Below are 19,119 nucleotides of genomic sequence, written 5' to 3' on the forward strand. Positions count from 1 at the left end.
GGACGCCGTCGTGGCGTCCGCCCCCGCGCCGAGCACCGGGGGTGCCAATGCACAGCGAAGCAGCGACCATCCTCGCCATCAACGGATCGGAACGGGCCGGTGGCAACACCGACCACGCCATCGCGTACGCCGGCCGCCTGATCGCCGAGCGCGGCGCGACCCTGCGCAGCATCGTGCTCCGTGAGCACCGCATCTCGCCGTGCAGCCCGTGCGGCGACTGCAACAGCCGCACGCTGCCCTGCGTGGTGGACGACGACGTCCCCGCCCTGGTGGAGCAGATGGCCGCCGCCGACGGGCTGATCTACGCGGCCCCGGTGCACGGCTTCGGCCTCGCCCACCTCATGCAGGTCTTCATCGAGCGGGCGGGCGTCGGCTATCTGCGGTTCACCCGCCCGCTGGCCGACAAGGTCGGCGGCATCATCGTCACCGGGCGTCGGTACAGCGACTCCTCGGTGCACAACCAGATCGTCAACAACCTGCTGCTCAACCGGATGATCCTGGTGGGCAGCGGATTCCCCGTCCTGCTGCGCAACACCACCGGCAGTCCCGGCCTGACCGACGCCGAGGGCGTCGACGCGCTCGAGCGGATGGTGCACCGGATGCTCGACATGGTGCAGCTGCTCAAGCGGCACCAGCGGGCCGACGGTGGTCCGGTCCTCCCGCGCCGGGACCGCAACGAACGCGTCCCGCGGCCCCGCCGCACCGAACCCGTCCAGAGCAGAGGAGATATCGAGAATGTCCACTGAGCAGGTCGCCGCGCCGGTCGGCATCGACTTCCCGGCAACCGAGTGGCAGAGGTGGGACAAGCCGGGCGCCGAGGGCCGGGTCAAGATGACCTTCGTGGGCGGTCAGCGTCTGCGCCTGTTGGAGCTGCCGCCCGGCTTCGACGAGCACCACTGGTGTCTGCGCGGGCACACCGGCTACGTGCTCCAGGGCGAGTTCACCATCCACTTCCGGGACCGGTCGGTGCCGTGCCGGCCCGGCATGGGCTTCGTCATCCCCGACGACGAGGAGCACCGCTCCCAGGGCAGCGACGCCGAGCCCACGGTCGTCTTCGTGGTCGACGAGGTGCCGCAGCCGTGAGCGACCAGCACCGTGTCGTGTCGCCGGCCGGGTCGACGGGGGCCGGCGACGCCGACGGTCCGGCGCGGATCGCCGAGCTGCGGGTCGCCATCGACGGGCTCGACCGGCAGATCATCGCCCTGCTGGCCGAGCGCACCCGCGTGGTGCGGGAGCTGACCGTGCACAAGACGGACGAGACGACCGTCCGCTCACCCGAGCGGGTGCGGCAGGTCCTCGACCGCGTACACGGCCTGGCCGTCGGGCACGGCATGCCGCCCGAGGTGGCCGTCGGCGCGTACCGAGCCCTCATCGAGGAGCTGACCCTGATGCAGCTCGACATGTTGGCGGCCCGCCGCGCCGCCGCGCCGCCGACGGACACCAGATGAGCCATCGCTCGCCGATCGACCTGCGGCACGCCCTGGCCAGCCTCGATCCGCTCCCCGGCGAGCTGGTGCGCGTCGCCACCGAACTGCCCGCCCGTTACGGCGTGTCCGCCCACTACGCCCGTTGGGCGGGTGCGCCCGCCGCCCCGCCCACGGGCGCCGGCCCGGCCGTGCTGTTCGACCGGGTACGCCCCGACGACGGGCCCACCCGTGCGGTGCTGATGGGCCTGTACGGCACCCGCCGCCGGGCTGCCGGGCTGCTCGGCTGCACGCCTGCCGAACTGCCGCACCGGCTGCTCGACGCGGTGGCAGCTCCCCGGCCGTCGGTGTCCTGCGCCGACCCGTCGCGCTGGCCCCGCGAGGGGCTGCCGCTGGATCTGACCGCGCTGCCGGTGCCGGTCCTCACCGACGAGGACGCCGGGCCCTATCTGACCCTCGGCGCGGTGCTCGCCACCGACCCGGACACCGGGGTCCGCAACCTCTCCGTGCACCGCATGTGCGTGCAGGGCCCCGACACGCTGACGATCTGGATGGTGCCGGGGCGCGACCTGGAACTCGCGTACCAGGCCGCCCTGCGCCGGGGCCGTCCGCTGCCGGTGGCGATCCACCTCGGCCTGAGCCCGGCGGTGCTGCTGTCCTCCTGCTGCCCGACGTCGCTGGTTCCGTCCGACCTCGACGAGCTGGCGGTGGCGGGTGCGCTCGCCGGTCAGGCGGTGGAGCTGCTGCCCTGCGCCACCGTGGACGCCGAGTTCATCGCCCACGCCGAGTACGTCATCGAGGGCGAGCTGCTGGCCGACCATGCGCCGGAGAGCGCGCACGGCACCGTGGCCACGCCGGAGTTCCTCGGCTACCAGGGTCGGGCACATCCGTCGCTGCCGCTGATCCGGGTCACCGCGATCACCGCCCGGGAGAGCCCGATCCTGCAGGCGGTCTCCGGGCCCGGCCACGAGCAGTCGGTGCTGCTCGGTTTCGGGATGGAGGCCGCCGTGCTGGACGTGCTGCGGCAGCGGGGGACACCGGCGCTCGCGGCGCACTGCCACACCTCCGGCGGAGGCCAGCTCATGGTGGTGCTCCAGTGGCCGGCCAAGCGCGGGCCCGACGACGACGTCGCGGTACGCGCCGCCGCCGAGGCGGTGCTGGAGCAGTTCCGGATGGCCAAGCTGGTGCTGTGCGTGGGCGAGGACGTCGACATCGAGTCCGACCAGGACCTGTGGTGGGCGATGGTCACCCGCTTCCAGGCCGACCAGGACCTCGTCGTGCTGCCCGACCGGGAGGGTTTTCCCCTCGACCCGAGCCAGCACACCGGCTACTCCCCGTCGCTCTCGGCCGACGGGCGCACGGCCAAGGCCGTGTTCGACTGCACCGTCCCGTACGCGCAGAGCGCCCGGTTCCACCGGCCCCGCTTCACCGAGCCGTCACGCCCCGCACCGCGGCGGCCAGCAGCGCCACTCCCTCGGTGATCCGTGCGGCGGGCAGTGCCGCGTACCCGATCAGGAAGGTCGGCTCGGTGGGCGGGCGGGTGACGAAGTAGCCCGAGGCGGGGTAGACCCGTACGCCTCGTGCGGCGGCGGCGCGCACGATCTCGGCCTCGTCGACGTCGGGCGCGCCGCCCAGGGTCACCAGGACGTGCAGCCCGGCCGCCGTGCCGGAGATCCGCACCCCAGCGCCGAAGTGCTCGTACAGCGCCTCCAGCAGCCGGGCCCGCCGTTGGCGGTAGAGGCGGTCCATCCGGCCGATGTGCCGGGCGTACGCGCCGGAGGAGATGAACTCGGCCAGCGCCTCCTGGTTCAACGTCGGGGTCAACCGGTCGGTGATCCACTTGACGCCCAGGAACGAGCGGACGAGGTGCGGCGGCAACACCGCGTACCCGATCCGCAGTGACGGGAAGAGGGTCTTGCTGAAGCTGCCGACGTAGACGACGTCCGCGTCCTGCGGGTCGGCGGCCAGCGACGGGAGCCGCTCCTCGGCGAAGGTGAACTCGTTGTGGTAGTCGTCCTCCAGCACCGTCGCCGCGTGTTCGCGGGCCCAGCGCAGCAGCGCCCGTCGTCGCCGCTCGGACATGATGAACCCGGTCGGGAACTGGTGCGACGGGGTGACGTAGACGAGGCGTACCCGGGCCGGGTCGAGGCCGTGCGCGCGGACCCGGCGGTCGATCTCGTCGACCCGCAGGCCCTCCTCGTCGACCGGCACCGGCACCACGGCGGCCCGCGAGTAGCCGAAGATCTGCCGCAGCACGGTGTGACTCGGGTCCTCGATGACCACCACGTCGTCCGGGCCGACGAGCAGCCGGACCAGGATGTCCATGGCCTGGGTCGCGCCGCTGGTCACGACCGTGTCCTCGCGGCGGGCGTCCAGTGCCCGGCTGCGCCGCAGCAGCGCGGTGATCTGGGTACGTAACGACGGGGAACCCTCCGCCGGGCCGTAGCCCAACGCCACCGCGTCAGCCCGGCTGACCGCGTCGGCGAGCGACTGCCGCCACCGGGTCACCGGAAAGCTGGCCAGCGCCGGTGTGCCGTGCCGGAAGTCGTACGTCCCGTCCGGCCGGTGCATCGGCGCCGGCTCCCAGGGCTTCCACAGTGGGCTTCCGGCGTCGGTGGGGAGCGGGGGCTCGGGTCGCAGGTGCGCGCGGGCGACGTGCGGGGCGGGTGGTGGTGAGCCGGCCAGGGCGGCGCTGATCCGCGTACCGGAACCGCGGCGCGACGTGAGTACCCCGTTGGCCCGCAGCAGCTCGTAGGCGCGGGTCACCACCGTCCGGGAGACCCCGAGCTGGTGTGCCAGCTCGCGGCTGGGCGGCACCGTGTCACCGGGGCGCAGCCGGCCGGCGCGTACGGATGAGCTGATCTGGTCACAGAGCTGCTGTTGCAGCGGCACCGGACTCGCGCGGTCCAGCGTGACGAGGAGCCGATCCGAACTCACCTGTCCATGCTCCCCGGTCGAGGTCAGGCTGCCCGGGAGGATCGCCTGCGGGCGGGACGCTCGGCCTGCACGAACGTCGACAGTCGGCCGTCCACCAGTTGCCCGAGCACGTCCAGGAAGGTCGTGCGGTCACGCGCCGGGATCGTGGCGAGGATGTCACCCTGCAGTCGCGTGACGATCTGCCGCGCCTCGGCGACCAACCGTTCGCCGTCGGGCGTGACGGTGACGATGCGGGCGCGTCGGTCGGTCGTCGAGGTGCGGCGTCCGACCAGGCCGGCGCGTTCCAGCTCGTCGAGGGTGACGACCATCGTCGTCTTGTCGATGCCGCACATCTCGCCCAGCTGACTCTGGGTGAACTCGCCGGTGCTGCCGCGGTCGAGCACGCAGTAGGCACGCGTCGAGACGCCCAGTCCGGAGAGGGCGGCGGCGTGCTCCTGCGCCAGCGCGTGGGTGGCCCAGGACATCAGAAACATCAGGTCGGGCGCTACGGCGTCGGCTCCCGAGGCTCGGGTGGTCATGGCGGCAGCCTAGCAATTGGTTCGTGATTCGAACTATCTCGTAGCGGAGCATCCCGGTGCCGGCAACAAGTTAAGAACGAGATAGTTAAGAACGGAACCTTCTGGTACGGTTCGATCTCGACACCCCTTCCCTCCACTGAGGAGTCACCCTGATGTCTGCGGAAACCTCTGCTCCCCGGGCCGTCGACGGCGCTTCGCGCGTGCGAGACCGGTCCATCGCCTCCGTGGTCGCCGTGCTCGCCGCCGTGGCCGTGTGGTCGATCGCCACCCTCGCCGGCGCGCAGCTCACCGTCGACCAGGGCGCCGGCCCGCGGGACGTCACGGTGCTCGCCGTCGTCCTGAACGCAGCGGTGGCGGCGCTGCTCGGCTGGGGCCTGCTCGCGGTGCTCGAGCGGGTCTCGGCGCGCGCCACGACGATCTGGACGGGGATCGCCGTCGCCGTCCTCGTGCTGTCTCTCGTGCCCGCGTCCCTGGTCGACGCCACGGCCGGCACCAGGTTCGCCCTCGTCCTGATGCACCTGGTGGTGGGCGCGGTCGTGATCCTGGGCTTCCGCAGAGGCGCGCGGCACGCCTGACGACGGATGGTCCAACAGCCGCTGGTGATCGCCCGTCCTGCTCCCGCGCCGAGCAGGACGGGCGATTGCTCAACCGCGTACGCGGCTCAACGCCAGGCCGCCGAGACCCAGGGCGGCCAACCCCACCACCAGGGCCACGTACGCCCCGCCCCGCCCGTTGCCGGTGCCGATCCCGTTGTCGGAGGTCGCCACTACCAGCGCGCCGAGGCACACACCGAGCAGTCCCGACGTGAGGGCCACGGTGGCGCCGAGCATGCCGGTGCCGGTACCGACGCGACTTCTCGGTCGGGCCAGGGCCACCGCGCCGACGATCACCCCCGCCAGGGCCAGCAGACCACCCACGCTCGCCCCGAGCCGACCGGCGCTCATGGTGGTGACGGTGGCCGCCAACGGCTGTTCAGGGGCGGCGAACCCCTCGATCAGAGCGGACCTGGCAGCGGTGAACACCGACATGTGCTTCTCCCTCTCGTACGTCGTGTCGTTCGATCGTGTCGCCACGTCGGCCGCCGGTCGTCCGGCAGCCGGAGGCTCTTCGGGCTGCCACCATGGGCGCACTCGCCTGCCACGTACGGCGCGTGCGCCGCGTGTCTACCGCGAACGTGGTAGTCGCCGGTCGTTCGCGCGCAGGAGTCGCCGGGGGCGTACCTCGGGCTAGGGTGCGCCCATGAGCACAGGGCGTGCCGGTGTCCGGGACTGGACCATCGCCGTCGGCGTGGCGGTGGTGCTGGTGGTCGCCGGGCTGTCCGCGGAGCAGTCCACGATCGACGTCGACCTGCTCGGTTATCCGCTGCTGGCCGCCGGCGGTCTGGCGCTGGCGGTGCGCCGTCGGTGGCCGGTCGCCGTCCTGGCCGTCACCGGGCTGTGCGCCGTGGGCTACCAGGCGGTCGGTTTCGACGTGCCGGCCGTCGCCTTCCTGGTCGCGGTCTACACCGGTGTCCGGGCCGGCCACCGCGTCGTCACGGTCGTCGCCGCCGTGCTGATGCTCGTCGCGCTGCCCCTCACGGCACTCGCCCCGCCGCAGGACCTGCCGTTGGGCGAGGCGCTCGCACGGGCCCGGGGCGCGCTCGAGGTGGCGTGGCTGATCGCCGCCGGCGCCGCCGGTGAGGCGTTGCGGCAGGCCGAGCGACGGGCCGACGAGGCCGAGCGCACCCGGGAGGAGACCGCGCGTCGACGCGCCGACGAGGAACGGCTGCACATCGCCCGGGAGTTGCACGACTCGCTCACCCACCAGATTTCGATCATCAAGGTGCAGGCCGAGGTGGCCGTCCACGTGGCCCGTCGGCGTGGCGAGGCGGTACCGGAGGCGTTGCTGGCGATCCGCGAAGCCGGCCGTGAGGCCAGCCGTGAGCTGCGCGCGACCCTGGAGGCGCTGCGCGACGACGGCAGGAACCCGCCGCGCGGCCTCGACCACCTGCCGGAGCTGGTGCAGCGGGCGCGGATGGCCGGGTTGGACGCGACGTTGACGGTGCAGGGGCGACGGCAGGCCGTGCCCGTGGCCGTGGACCGGACCGCCTACCGGATCGTCCAGGAGTCGCTCACGAACGTCGCCCGGCACTCCGCCGCGGCCACCGCGTCGGTCCGCGTCGACTACCGTCCGGACGCCCTCGCGATCCGTGTCGACGACGACGGCACGGCCACACCGGCCGCCGTACCGACGCCCGGAGTCGGGCTGCTCGGCATGCGCGAACGGGTCACCGCCCTGGGTGGGCACCTGCACGCGGCGCCCCGCGACGAGGGTGGCTTCACCGTCCGCGCCGAACTGCCGGTCGGGCCGTCCGCGTGATCCGCGTCCTGCTGGTCGACGACCAGGCGCTCCTGCGCAGCGGCTTCCGCGCGCTCCTGGACATCGAGGACGACATCGAGGTGGTGGCCGAGGCCGCCGACGGCCGGGAGGGTGTGGCCCTCGCCCGTCGGCACCTACCCGACATCGCCCTCATCGACATCCAGATGCCGGTGCTGGACGGCATCGAGGCGACCCGGCTCATCGCCGCCGATCCAGCCCTGGCCGGAGTGCACGTCGTCATCCTGACCAACTACGGCCTCGACGAACACGTCTTCCACGCGCTGCGCGCCGGCGCTGCCGGGTTCCTGGTCAAGGACATCGAGCCGGAGGACTTCCTGCACGCCGTACGCGTCGCCGCGCGGGGTGACGCGCTGCTCGCGCCGTCGATCACGCGCCGGCTCATCGACCGGTACGTCGCCGAGCCACGCCATCTGCGTGCCCCGACCGGTCTCGGGGAGTTGACCAGCCGGGAACGCGAGGCCGTCGTCCTGGTCGCCCAGGGGCTGTCCAACGACGAGGTGGCGGCGCGCATGGTGATCAGCCCGTTGACCGCCAAGACCCACGTGAACCGGGCGATGACCAAGCTGCACGTCCGTGACCGTGCCCAGCTCGTGGTCGTCGCGTACGAGTCCGGTCTGGTGGCCCCACGGCGCGACTGACCTCGGCTGCTCGGCGCGGCGGGCACGGCTGCGCGGCGCGGGGTCCGCCTCGGCGCGTGCCATGATTGCGCCCATGGGCAAGCAGCAGCACGTCGGCGGGGCCGACCGGAACAGCGGGTCAGGCACCACGACCGACCGTCCGACCGGTGATGGGGCGGACGCGCGGCTCGCCGTCGCACACGACCCCACAACGCCACAGATGACCCTCATCGACCTGGCGTCCGATGCGTCGGTCGCGGTTCGCAAGGCGGTCGCGGCGCGGCCGGACGCGCCCGCGCAGGCCCTGCGGTCGCTGACCCGCGACCATGATCGTCATGTCCGGGAAGCCGTGGCGCGCAATCCCGCGACCTCGGTCGGCAATCTCCTGCGTCTGGTCAAGGACGCGGACCGGTGGGTCCGGTGGGCCGTCGCCGGCAACCCGGCCTGCGACGAGTCGGTCCGCCGGGTGATGGTCGCCGCGCCTGACAAGGAGCTCCGGGGCCTGCTCGCCGAGACCCGCGACCTGGAGCCCGAGCTGGCCGCCCGCCTGGTCGACGACGTCTCACCCGAGGTGCGGGAACGCCTCGCCACGCACACCCAGGACCCCGACGTCATCGCCGCCCTGCTGGCCGATCGCACCGTCCGCGTCCGCAAGGGGCTCGCCCGCAACCCGCGGACCACCGCCGCGCAGCGTAGCGCTCTGGCCGGGGACCCGGCGGTCGACGTACGGGCCGCGCTGGTCCGCGCGCTGGAGCTGGACGAGGCGGATCTGGCGACCCTTGTCGACGACCGCTCGGTGCAGGTCCGGCTGGCGATGGCCACGTCCGAGATCGTCCCGGCGCACGTCCGGCAGACGCTCGAAGGCGATCCCGACGAGATGGTGGCCGCCGCGGCCCGGGACTTCCGCCCCGGAGCCGGCAGCTCACCTGTGGTGCGGGCTCCCCGCATCGGTTCCCGACGCTCCGGCACCGGTCCGGGCCGGCCAGGTCGCGCCACGCGCTGAGGTCGCCTGCGCCACGCGCTGAGGTCGCCTGCGCCACGCGCTGAGGTCGCGCTGCGCCACGCGCTGAGGTCGCGCTGCGCCGCGCGCTGATGCCGGCTGACTGTGCGGCGCTCGTCCGATCGGGCTACCGGCGCGGCGCGCCTGCCCGCGACGGGGATAGCGGGGTGGCGCCGGAGCCGTTTCTCGACGGCGACGACGCCTCGACCGGAAGGTCCCGTCCGGCGAGGCGGCGCAGGAGGTCCCGGATGTGGCGCTTGTCCGCAGCCGAGACCGTGTCGTCCAGCAACCGCCGACGGATGGAGACCATGTCCGTTTCGACCTCGGCCAGCACCCGGGGCGTCACTGACGCGTTCGGCATCGCGAGTGGCCGGATGGCGGCGGCGATGGAGAGATCGAGGGTGGCGCAGAGGCTGCGGACCTTTGCCAGTTCCGGGTAACGCTGCCAGTCACCGGCGAGCCAGCGGAACAGCGTCGAGCGGCTCACCCCGGTGTGGTGTGCGATGTCGCCGACGGTCCAGCCGTGCTCCTCGCGGGCGTCGTCGACGGCTTGGCGGACGAACTGCGCGAAGGCCATCTGAGGTGTCGTGGGGTAGGTGTCCATCCTCAGGCCTGCCCTCCCATCCGGGATCGGATCTGCTCACCCTCTGGTGGCGGCGGTACCACTGATCGTCTATCAGCTTTCGTGGCGGCGCAGCGGTCGCCGGGGCGGTGGCCTACTCGTTCGGGGTGGCTCGGATACTCAAATGTCGATCGTCGCGGCTGGAGCAGCACATCGTCCCCTTCGGGGTCGACTGTCCTGTTCACGGACTGTGATGGTCGCCGCAGCACGTCGGCTACACCGCGTGACCTGAGTTACCGTTTCACGAATCAGGTACCGTCCCCTGTCACATCGTCTTCGTACCAACCTGGCTGCCCGTCACAACAGGGGAGCCGAACCGGAGGGACACACTCGTGAGGGTCCGTAGCGCAGTCCGCCAGGCCGGCCTCGTCGTGGCGATCGCCGCACTGGCGGTGACCGCCGGATGTGCCAAGAAGGACGACAGCGAGGTCCAGGCCAGCGGCGTCAAGCTGGTCGAGAGCGGCAAGCTGACCGTCTGCACCCACCTGCCCTACCCGCCCTTCCAGTCCAAGGACGCCAGCGGCAAGGTCACCGGGTTCGACGTCGACGTGATGGACCTCGTGGCAAAGGAGTTGGGCGTCGAGCAGACGATCATCGACACGCCCTTCGAGGGGATCAAGTCCGGTCAGGACCTGAACACGGGCAAGTGCGACGCGGCCGCCGCCGGCATGACCATCACCGCCGAACGGCAGAAGGTGATGAACTTTTCCGACCCGTACTTCGACGCGACGCAGGCGATGCTGGTCAAGACCGGCAAGCCGTACAAGTCGCTCGACGACCTGCGGGGCAAGAAGCTCGGCGTGCAGGCGGCCACCACCGGTCGTGACTACGCGCGCAAGTTCGAGAAGGAGAAGGGCCTGCAGCTGGTCGAGTTCGAGGACCTCGCCGGCCTGCAGCAGGCAGTGGCGAACGGTCAGGTCGAGGCCGCTGTCAACGACCTGCCGGTGTGGACCGAGTACCTCCGCAAGAACCCGGGTGGGTTCACGGTGACCGCCGAGTTCGACACCGGCGAGCAGTACGGGTTCTCGGTGAAGAAGGACGGCAACCCGGAGCTCCTCAAGAAGATCAACGAGGCGCTGGCCAAGGCCAAGCAGGACGGCTCGTACGACACGATCTACTCCAAGTGGATCGGCAAGCGGCCGAACGCCTGATCGAAGCTCAGGAGGGAAGGGCGCGCGGGATGCGCGCCCTTCCCGTCAGCACACACTCCGGGAAGGCAACGAGCCAACGTGAAGCTGCGCCGCCGCCAGCGGGAACGACTGTCCCTCGGTATCCAGTACCTGGTCTTCGCCGCGATCATCGTCGCGGTGCTCGCCGCCGCGGACTGGGGTCGACTGGCCGACGCGTTCTTCCGCGTCGACATCATCGAGTCGATGTTCCCGACGATCATCACCGTGGCGCTGCGCAACACGATCCTCTACACGCTTGGCGCGTTCGCGTTCGGTCTCGTGTTCGGCACCGTCCTCGCGCTCATGCGACTGTCCCGGGTGGCGCCGTACCGCTGGCTGGCGACCGCGTACATCGAGCTGTTCCGGGGTCTGCCGGCGCTGCTGGTCCTCTTCCTCGTCGGGTACGGCATCCCCATCGCCTTCCCGGAGCGGGAGATCCCCGGCGGCGTGTTCGGCGCGATCGCGATCGGTCTCGGACTGACCGCCGCGGCGTATATGGCCGAGACCATCCGGGCCGGCATCCAGGCCGTGCCGAAGGGGCAGATGGAGGCGGCCCGCACCCTCGGTATGTCGCACTTCACCGCCATGCGCACGATCGTCATCCCGCAGGCGTTCCGGATCGTCATCCCGCCGCTGACGAACGAGCTGATCCTGCTCACCAAGGACTCGTCGCTGGCGTACGTGCTGGGCGTGACGGCGCAGACCATCGAGATCACCAAGTTCGGTCGGGACATGCTCAACGACCGGGTGAACGCCACCCCGCTGCTGGTGGCCGGCCTCGCCTACCTGGTCATCACCCTGCCGCTGTCCCAGGTGGTACGCCGCCTCGAACTCCGCTACGCCAAGGCCCGGTGACCCGCATGACGACCAGTCCGTCCCGCCCCGCCGTCGAGATCCGCGACCTGTACAAGTCCTTCGGCCCGATCGAGGTGCTCAAGGGCATCGACTTCGAGGTCGGTCAGGGCGAGGTGGTCTGCGTGATCGGGCCGTCCGGGTCCGGCAAGTCGACCCTGTTGCGGTGTGTGGACCTGTTGGAGGAACCGACCGCGGGCACGATCCGGGTCAACGGCGTGGAGATGACCGACCCGGACGTCGAGATCGACGCCGTGCGTCGGGGCATCGGCATGGTGTTCCAGTCGTTCAACCTGTTCCCGCACCTGACCGTGCTCAACAACCTCACGGTCGCGCAGCGCAAGGTGCTGCGGCGCGGCCGCGCCGAGGCCGAGCGGGTCGCGCGGGCCAACCTGGAGCGGGTCGGCCTGACCGACAAGGCCGACGCGTTCCCGGCGCAGCTCTCCGGTGGGCAGCAGCAGCGGGTCGCGATCGCCCGGTCGCTGTCGATGGAGCCGAAGCTGATGCTCTTCGACGAGCCGACCTCGGCGTTGGACCCTGAGCTGGTCGGTGACGTGCTCACCGTCATGCGCGGGCTGGCCGAGGACGGCATGACGATGATGGTGGTCACCCACGAGATGGCGTTCGCCCGGGACGTGGCGGACCGCGTCGTGTTCATGGACGGTGGCGTGGTCGTCGAGCAGGGGCCGCCGCAGGAGGTGCTGGGCGCGCCGAAGCACGAGCGGACGCGCGCCTTCCTCTCCCGGGTCCTCGACCCGACCCACGTGGCGCGGCTCGGTCAGCCTGAGCAGTCGCCCGCGCAGCCCGAAACCCCCAGCCTGCCGGCCGACGACCGACACGATCTCTGACCCTCCCGGGCCTCGTCGATAGATGGCCCTCGTGATGTCACGGTAATCTTCCTGCAATCAGACCCTGTACTTTCGTCGATGGATTACATAAGTTGGGTTCATCCATCGAAAGTTCTGAGTCTTCCGAGCGAAGTCCGCGACGATCCTCACCCCAGTCGTGCAGCCGCCTTGTGCTCGGCGGTCGATGCACCCTGCGCTCGTCGCGTCTTCGCCCGGTCGGGAACGGAGACCCATGGACGATCACGCCGTTGGCTCCCATCGCCACCTGTCCCGTCGATCACTGATCGCCACCGGGGCGCTCGCAGCCGGAGCGTTGGGCGCGTCCGCCCCCACGCTCGGTGGCGCGTTCGGAGGTAGCCCAGCCCAGGCCGCCGCCGGAGTGACCAGGAAGGTCACCATCTACGCCGAGCAGTTGCCCGGCGGGCTGTTCGGGTACGGCCTCGCGCCCGGCCAGGCCACCGTGCCCGGGCCGGTGCTGGAGATCTACGAGGGTGACACCCTGGAGATCACGCTGGTCAACACCACCACCCAGCGGCTGTCCATCCATCCGCACGGGGTGGACTACAGCACCGACTCGGACGGCAGCCCGTTCAACGACTCCTTCAACGACCCGGGCGAGACGCGGACGTACGTCTGGCGCTCGCACGAGATGGTCGCCGCGGCGGGACGCCGGTACATGCCGGGCAGCGCCGGCTACTGGCACTACCACGACCACGCCATGGGCACCGACCACGGCACCGCCGGAGTCGCGAAGGGCCTGTACGGCGCGCTGATCGTCCGACGTCGGGGCGACATCCTGCCGGAGAGGCAGTTCACCGTCGTGTTCCACGACATGACGATCAACAACCGGATGGCCCCGGACACGCCCATCTTCGAGGCGAACCTGGGCCAGCGGGTGGAGTGGCTCGCCATCGGGCACGGCAACCTCTTCCACACCTTCCACCTGCACGCGCACCGCTGGGCCGACAACCGCACCGGGATGCTCGAAGGGCCGGCCGACCCGAGCCTGGTCGTCGACAACAAGGACCTCAACCCGGGCAGCTCGTTCGGGTTCCAGGTGCTGGCCGGGGAGGGCGTCGGACCCGGCGCGTGGATGTACCACTGCCACGTGCAGAACCACTCGGACGGCGGCATGGCCGGGATCTTCCTGGTGCGCAACGCCGACGGCAGCATGCCCCCCGGCGCCGAGGAGGCGATCCACCGGTTCCAGGGCCACACCCACACGCACGGAAGCTGACCGAAAGTGGGGACGGGGATGACCAGAGACGTACGACGAGCCCTCGCCGCGATAGCGGCCTTCGCCACGCTGATCCCAGCCACGACCACGGCCACGGCGGCGGCAGCCGCGCCGCGAGCGGTGACCGCGGCGCCAGCGCAGGCGCAGCAGACCAGGACGGCCGTGCTCGTGTTCCACGGGCCGGTGACCGAGCAGCAGGACCCGGTGGCCCGCGCCGTGGACACCATCCGACAGCTTGCGGTCAGTCATGACATCGATGTCACAGCCACCACGGACCCGGCTGTGTTCACCGCTGCCGGACTGTCCGCGTACCGGAGCGTGGTCTTCCTGTCCGCGACGGGCGCCGCGCTCAACCGCGACCAGGAGTCGGCGCTGCAGGCCTACATGAAGGCCGGCGGCGGCTTCGTCGGCATCGCCGACGCCGCTCGCGCGCAGGTCGACTCGGCCTGGTTCACCGGCCTGATCGGTGCCCGCCCGGCGGGCGCGATCCCGGTGGCCGAGCCGGTGGCCCGGGTGACCGCCAGCGGCGAGAACCCGCCCACCGAGACCAAGGAGAAGCTGACCGACGGCGACGCCAACACCAAGTGGCTGGTCCGCACCCCGACCGCGTGGGTGACGTACGAGCTGGCCGCGCCGAAACGGATCACCGGGTACGCGCTGACGTCCGCCAACGACTTCGTCGGGCGGGACCCGAAGGACTGGACCCTCCAGGGCTCCACCGACGGTCAGAACTGGTCCGATCTGGACCAGCGCACCAACCAGAGCTTCGCGGAACGGTTCCAGACCCGCCGGTTCGACATCGCCACGCCGCAGGAGTTCACCCGCTACCGGCTGACCATCACGGCCAACAGCGGTGAGCCGCTGATCCAGCTCGCCGACCTGCGCCTGTTCACCGGCGCGGCCACCGCGCCGCCGCCGACCCCCGTGAACCGGGCGGTGGTCGACATCCTGGACCGCAAACACCCGGCCACCGCGTCGCTGCCGCTGACCCTCACCCGCTCGGACCGCTGGGACAACTGGGACCCGAACCCACTCGGCTCGGTGCACACCCTCGCCCAGGTGCAGGAGCGGCACTACGACCCGGGCCCCGGCGCCAACGGCCCGTTCCACCCGGTGTCCTGGTGCCGGGACTACGACGGCGGTCGGTCCTTCTACACCGGCATGGGCCACACCGAGGGCAGCTACGGCGAGGAGGCGTTCCGCGCGCACCTGACCGGGGCGCTGAACTGGACCACCGGCCGCGTACGCGGCGACTGCCAGGCGACGATCGCCGCGAACTACAAGGTGGAGCGACTCACCGCCGCGAACCAGACCGGGCAGCTCGACCAGATCGGCGAGCCGCACGGACTCACCATCGCGCCCGACGGCACCGTCTTCTACGTCGGCAAGGCGGCCTGTCCGAGCGGTCCGATCGAGGACTGGAACGACCCGAACGTCGGCAAGGGCTGCGGCACCATCCACGCCTGGGACCCGCGCACCAAGCAGGCCAAGCTGCTCACCACCCTGGAGGTGATGGGCAACCGGGGCAGCGGCTCCGAGTTGGTGAAGAACGAGGAGGGGCTGCTCGGCATCGTGCCCGACCCGACGTTCGCCGAGAACGGCTGGCTCTACGTCTACTGGATGCCGCACGAGTCGATCGACCGGGTGAAGCGGATCGGGCAGCGCACCGTCTCCCGCTTCACGTACGACCGTCAGGCGCAGACCATCGACCAGGGCACCCGCAAGGACCTGTTGCAGTTCCCGGTGCAGATCCACAGCTGCTGCCACGCCGGCGGCGGCATGGCGTTCGACGCGAAGGGCAACCTCTACGTCGGCTCCGGCGACAACAACTCTTCCGAGGGGTCGCAGGGATACTCCGGCAACAACTGGACGCAGGAGTACCAGGGGACCTCGTTCCAGGACGCGCGCCGCACGTCGGGTAACACCAACGACCTCGCCGGCAAGATCATCCGGATCCACCCGGAGTCGGACGGCACGTACACCATCCCGGAGGGCAACCTCTTCCCACCGGGCACCGAGAAGACCCGGCCGGAGATCTACGTGATGGGCGTCCGCAACATCGCCCGCCTCCAGATCGACCCGGTGCACCAGTGGCTGACCGCCGGCTGGGTCGGCCCCGACGCCCCGTCGCCCAGCCCGACCCTCGGCCCGGCGAAGTACGAGACGGCCACCATCATCACCTCGGCCGGGAACCAGGGCTGGCCGTACTGCATGGGTGACCGACAGCCGTACCGGGACCGCAGCAACACCGACGCCACCGTGCTGACCGGCTGGTACGACTGCGACAACCTGACGAACACCTCACCGCGCAACACGGGCCTGGTGGACATCCCCGCCGCCCGGGACAACATGATCTGGTACTCACCCGACGGCGGCGGTCCGGTCTTCCCGAAGCGGACCGACGGCAGCGGCCTGCCCACCTACGTCGCCGCCGACGCCACCTACACCCAGCCGTACCTGCGCGGCGGCGGGCAGGCCATCATGTCCGGGCCCACCTACCACCGCAGCCTCGTCGACACCGACAGTGGCGTCGCGTGGCCGGAGCACTGGGACGGCAAGTGGCTCATCGGCGACCAGTCGAACGCGGCCAACCGGGTCGCGGTCACCGTCGACGAGGCCGGCGTGCCGCAGGCCGCCCCGCCGGTGTACGCCGAGTCGCTGCGGGCGATCATCCCCAGCGGCAACGGCGACAACCGGTTGCAGAGCTGGATGGACGCCAAGTTCGGCCCGGACGGCGCGCTCTACCTGCTCGACTACGGAGGCGGGTTCTTCAGCCTGCACCCCAACCAGAAGCTGATCCGGATCAGCTACACCGGTGGCGCGCCCACCCCGGCGCCGGCCGCGACCTCGGTGGCCGTGCAGAACAAGCCGTTGACGATCGCGTTCACTGGCTCGAAGTCCGGCGGCGTCAGCCACCGCTGGGAGTTCGGCGACGGCGCCACGTCGACCGAGGCCGACCCCCGACACACGTACGCCAAGGTCGGCACCTACACCGCGAAGCTCACCGTCACGTACGCCGACGGCGAGACGGCGACGGTGCGGACCACGGTCACGGTCGGCTGCGCGGTGCCCGACGCCCGGGGCACGGTGTGGCTCGGGGACACGGACACCGGCGTGCCCAGTCGTACGGTCGGGCAGGGCTGCACGATCAACGACCTCATCGACGACGAGAGCACCTGGCCCGACCACAACGCCTTCGTCCGGCACGTCAGCGCGGTGACCCGCACGTTGCAGGACGACGGTCTGCTCAACGCCCGTGAGTCGGGCACGCTCACCCGCCTGGCCGCCGCGTCCGACATCGGCCGGGACGGTCGCACCGGGTACGAGCCGCTCTACGACGGCACCGCCGAGTCGCTGCGCGGTTGGCAGCAGGCGCCGACGGGGTCGTTCAGCATCCAGCCCGACGGGGCACTGCGTTCCAGCGGGGGGCTCGGCATGCTCTGGCACACCAAGGAGCTGGGCGACTTCTCGCTGAAGGTGCAGTTCAAGGACATCGCACCGGGCACCAACCGGGCCAACACCGGTGTCTTCATCCGGTTCCCGGACCTGCGGGTTCCGTTGGAGCAGCGGCCACCGGGCAGTTGCGGAACCATCGGGTCGGCACGGACCTCGACGGCCTGGATGGCGATCTACTGCGGACACGAGATCCAGATCTACGACGGTGACAGCGGCGAGCCGCAGAAGACCGGCTCGGTCTACAACTTCGACCCGGTGTCACTCGCCGAGGCCCGCGTCACGCCGAAGAACGTGTGGAACGACTACGAGATCCGGGTGGTCGGGCAGCACTACACGATGATCCGCAACGGCGTGGTGATCAACGAGTTCGACAACACGCCGGGCAAGCAGTCGTCCCGGGCCGGCGACCCGCCGACCGACCTGCGGCAGTTCCTGCGCGGCTTCATCGGCCTGCAGAACCACGGTGACAACGACCTGACCGAGTTCCGCAACATCCGCGTGCGGGAACTCTAGGAGAGACGATGATTCGACGACTCACGGCAGCGCTGGCGGCGTTCATGCTCTTGGCCGCACCATTGGCCGCGCCGCCCGCGTCCGCCGCGCCGCGCGCCGCCGCGGACCAGGTGCTGACCTGGACCGCCGACGACAACACCACGCGCTACAAGTCCACGCCCACCACGGCGGTGGCCGGCGCGACGACGATCATCTGGGAGAACAGCGCGGCCACCGGCAACACCACCGGCATGCCGCACACGCTGACCTTCGACACGTCCACCGAGGGCTACAACCACGACGTCACACTCAACATCCTGGCCAGCCCGTTCGACGCCAACGACGGCCGCCACCAGGCGACCGTCACGCTGACCCCGGGCCGGTACCGCTACTTCTGCTCGATCCCCGGCCACAGCCAGATGGTCGGCGAGCTGGTGGTCACCGACGGCGGGGGAGGCGGCGACACCACGCCACCGACCGTCACCGCCGCCGTGTCCGGTGACCGTGACGGCGACGGCAACTACGTCGGCGCGGCGACGGTGACCGTCACGGCCACCGACGCCGACTCCGGCGTGGGGACAGTCGAATACCAGGTCGACGACACCAGTTTCCAGCCGTACACCCAGCCCGTGCAGGTCAGCGCGGTCGGCGACCACTCGGTGCAGTTCCGCGCCACCGACCAGGCCGGCAACACCAGCGCGGTCGGCTCGGTGTCGTTCCGGGTCGTCGAGCCGACCGAGGAGGACACCACCGCGCCGGTGGTCACGGCCGCGCTGGCCGGCGACCGCGACGGCGACGGCAACTACGTCGGTACGGCCACCGCCACGTTGACCGCCACCGACGCCGGCTCGGGGGTCGCCACCATCGAGTACGCCCTCGACGACGCCGCCTTCACGGCGTACACGAACCCGATCGTGGTGACCGCCGCCGGGATGCACATGCTGCACTACCGGGCCACCGACGTCGCCGGCAACACCTCGGCCGAGCAGATGGCCCACTTCACGGTCGTCGCGCCGCCGGCCGAGGACACCACAGCACCCACCGTCACGGCCACGGTGGCCGGCGACCGCGACGGCGACGGCGCGTACGTCGGCGCGGCGACCGTGACCGTCACGGCCACCGACGCCGACTCGGGTGTGGCGAAGATCGAGTACGCCCTCGACGCGGGCGCGTGGACCGCGTACACCGCTCCGGTCACCGTCCGCACCGTGGGGGCGCACACCCTGCGCTACCGGGCGACCGACACCGCGCAGAACACCTCCGCCGAGCAGTCGGCGACGTTCACGGTGGTGGCCGACGGCACCGATGCCTGCCCCGCGTCCGACACCCGCGACACGGTGGTCATCGACGGCGCCGACACCGGAGTCGCCAACGTCGACACCGGCGACGGCTGCACCATCAACGATCTGATCGACGAGCACGCCGACTACCCCGGCCACGCCGACTTCGTCCGGCACGTCGAGGCGGTCACCGCCGCGCTGGTGACCGCCGGAACGCTCAACAAGCGCCAGCAGGGCGCCATCGTCCGGGCCGCGGCCCGATCGGACGTCGGCGCATGAGCACCCGAA

The 19,119-nt window shown here is 71.2% G+C and carries 17 protein-coding genes and 1 pseudogene; 14 read left to right on the forward strand and 4 right to left on the reverse strand.

Annotated features, from left to right (window positions below):
- Window positions 1–47: 47 nt before the first annotated feature.
- The 4 genes from ABZU91_RS17315 to ABZU91_RS17330 are packed head-to-tail and all read left to right on the forward strand — an operon-like array spanning window position 48 to window position 2,905.
- Entirely contained in the window at window positions 48–746 is a 699-nt protein-coding gene (locus ABZU91_RS17315; RefSeq protein ID WP_355240886.1) for a flavodoxin family protein, read from the forward strand.
- Complete coding sequence (locus tag ABZU91_RS17320; protein WP_355240889.1) at window positions 736–1,083, forward strand: cupin domain-containing protein; 348 nt, start codon at window positions 736–738, stop codon at window positions 1,081–1,083. Before ABZU91_RS17315 ends, ABZU91_RS17320 begins: the two co-directional genes overlap by 11 nt.
- Window positions 1,080–1,448, forward strand: coding sequence for a chorismate mutase (locus tag ABZU91_RS17325; protein WP_355240892.1), 369 nt, complete (start codon window positions 1,080–1,082; stop codon window positions 1,446–1,448). Before ABZU91_RS17320 ends, ABZU91_RS17325 begins: the two co-directional genes overlap by 4 nt.
- Entirely contained in the window at window positions 1,445–2,905 is a 1,461-nt protein-coding gene (locus tag ABZU91_RS17330; protein ID WP_355240895.1) for a UbiD family decarboxylase, read from the forward strand. The genes ABZU91_RS17325 and ABZU91_RS17330 overlap by 4 nt, the downstream gene beginning before the upstream one ends.
- Here ABZU91_RS17330 and ABZU91_RS17335 read toward each other — a convergent pair.
- Both ABZU91_RS17335 and ABZU91_RS17340 read right to left on the reverse strand, forming a co-directional pair.
- Window positions 2,850–4,361 carry a PLP-dependent aminotransferase family protein gene (locus tag ABZU91_RS17335; protein ID WP_355240897.1) on the reverse strand — a complete coding sequence of 504 codons (1,512 nt, stop codon included), beginning with the start codon at window positions 4,359–4,361 and terminating at the stop codon, window positions 2,850–2,852. The genes ABZU91_RS17330 and ABZU91_RS17335 overlap by 56 nt on opposite strands.
- Before the next feature lie 23 nt (window positions 4,362–4,384).
- Window positions 4,385–4,879 carry a MarR family transcriptional regulator gene (locus ABZU91_RS17340; protein ID WP_355240900.1) on the reverse strand — a complete coding sequence of 165 codons (495 nt, stop codon included), beginning with the start codon at window positions 4,877–4,879 and terminating at the stop codon, window positions 4,385–4,387.
- A 152-nt stretch (window positions 4,880–5,031) separates the two neighbouring features.
- On the opposite strand from ABZU91_RS17340, the gene ABZU91_RS17345 reads away from it, so the two are divergent.
- Window positions 5,032–5,454, forward strand: coding sequence for a DUF6069 family protein (locus tag ABZU91_RS17345; RefSeq protein ID WP_355240903.1), 423 nt, complete (start codon window positions 5,032–5,034; stop codon window positions 5,452–5,454).
- 69 nt (window positions 5,455–5,523) lie between these two features.
- Here the strand turns inward: ABZU91_RS17345 and ABZU91_RS17350 are convergent, their stop codons facing one another.
- On the reverse strand, window positions 5,524–5,907 hold the full coding sequence (locus tag ABZU91_RS17350; RefSeq protein WP_355240905.1) for a DUF6223 family protein: 384 nt from the start codon (window positions 5,905–5,907) through the stop codon (window positions 5,524–5,526).
- A gap of 211 nt (window positions 5,908–6,118) precedes the next feature.
- On the opposite strand from ABZU91_RS17350, the gene ABZU91_RS17355 reads away from it, so the two are divergent.
- From ABZU91_RS17355 to ABZU91_RS17365, 3 genes are all read left to right on the forward strand, one after another.
- Window positions 6,119–7,237 carry a histidine kinase gene (locus ABZU91_RS17355; protein ID WP_355240908.1) on the forward strand — a complete coding sequence of 373 codons (1,119 nt, stop codon included), beginning with the start codon at window positions 6,119–6,121 and terminating at the stop codon, window positions 7,235–7,237.
- A complete protein-coding gene (locus tag ABZU91_RS17360; protein WP_355240911.1) occupies window positions 7,234–7,896 on the forward strand; it encodes a response regulator transcription factor in 663 nt (220 codons plus the stop codon). The genes ABZU91_RS17355 and ABZU91_RS17360 overlap by 4 nt, the downstream gene beginning before the upstream one ends.
- 73 nt (window positions 7,897–7,969) lie before the next feature.
- Window positions 7,970–8,878, forward strand: a complete 909-nt coding sequence (locus ABZU91_RS17365; RefSeq protein WP_355240914.1) for a hypothetical protein — start codon at window positions 7,970–7,972, stop codon at window positions 8,876–8,878.
- Window positions 8,879–9,092: 214 nt separating this feature from the next.
- On the opposite strand, the pseudogene ABZU91_RS17370 reads toward ABZU91_RS17365, so the two are convergent.
- Window positions 9,093–9,479, reverse strand: a pseudogene (locus ABZU91_RS17370) (helix-turn-helix transcriptional regulator); the annotation flags it as partial.
- 350 nt (window positions 9,480–9,829) lie between these two features.
- Between ABZU91_RS17370 and ABZU91_RS17375 the strand changes: the two are divergent.
- The 6 genes from ABZU91_RS17375 (at window position 9,830) to ABZU91_RS17400 (ending at window position 19,110) form a co-directional block, all read left to right on the forward strand.
- A complete protein-coding gene (locus ABZU91_RS17375) occupies window positions 9,830–10,648 on the forward strand; it encodes a basic amino acid ABC transporter substrate-binding protein (protein ID WP_355240916.1) in 819 nt (272 codons plus the stop codon).
- 78 nt (window positions 10,649–10,726) lie between these two features.
- Window positions 10,727–11,521 carry an amino acid ABC transporter permease gene (locus ABZU91_RS17380; RefSeq protein WP_355240919.1) on the forward strand — a complete coding sequence of 265 codons (795 nt, stop codon included), beginning with the start codon at window positions 10,727–10,729 and terminating at the stop codon, window positions 11,519–11,521.
- Window positions 11,522–11,526: 5 nt separating this feature from the next.
- Window positions 11,527–12,366 (forward strand): amino acid ABC transporter ATP-binding protein, encoded by an 840-nt coding sequence (locus ABZU91_RS17385; RefSeq protein WP_355240922.1) that lies wholly within the window; start codon window positions 11,527–11,529, stop codon window positions 12,364–12,366.
- A 232-nt stretch (window positions 12,367–12,598) separates the two neighbouring features.
- Window positions 12,599–13,603, forward strand: coding sequence for a multicopper oxidase domain-containing protein (locus ABZU91_RS17390; protein WP_355240925.1), 1,005 nt, complete (start codon window positions 12,599–12,601; stop codon window positions 13,601–13,603).
- A gap of 18 nt (window positions 13,604–13,621) precedes the next feature.
- Window positions 13,622–17,572 (forward strand): ThuA domain-containing protein, encoded by a 3,951-nt coding sequence (locus ABZU91_RS17395; RefSeq protein WP_355240928.1) that lies wholly within the window; start codon window positions 13,622–13,624, stop codon window positions 17,570–17,572.
- An 8-nt stretch (window positions 17,573–17,580) separates the two neighbouring features.
- A complete protein-coding gene (locus ABZU91_RS17400; protein WP_355240931.1) occupies window positions 17,581–19,110 on the forward strand; it encodes a plastocyanin/azurin family copper-binding protein in 1,530 nt (509 codons plus the stop codon).
- Window positions 19,111–19,119 lie beyond the last annotated feature (9 nt).

The sequence above is a fragment of the Micromonospora sp. NPDC005174 genome (assembly GCF_040608495.1).
In the GTDB taxonomy this organism is placed as follows: Bacteria; Actinomycetota; Actinomycetes; order Mycobacteriales; family Micromonosporaceae; genus Micromonospora.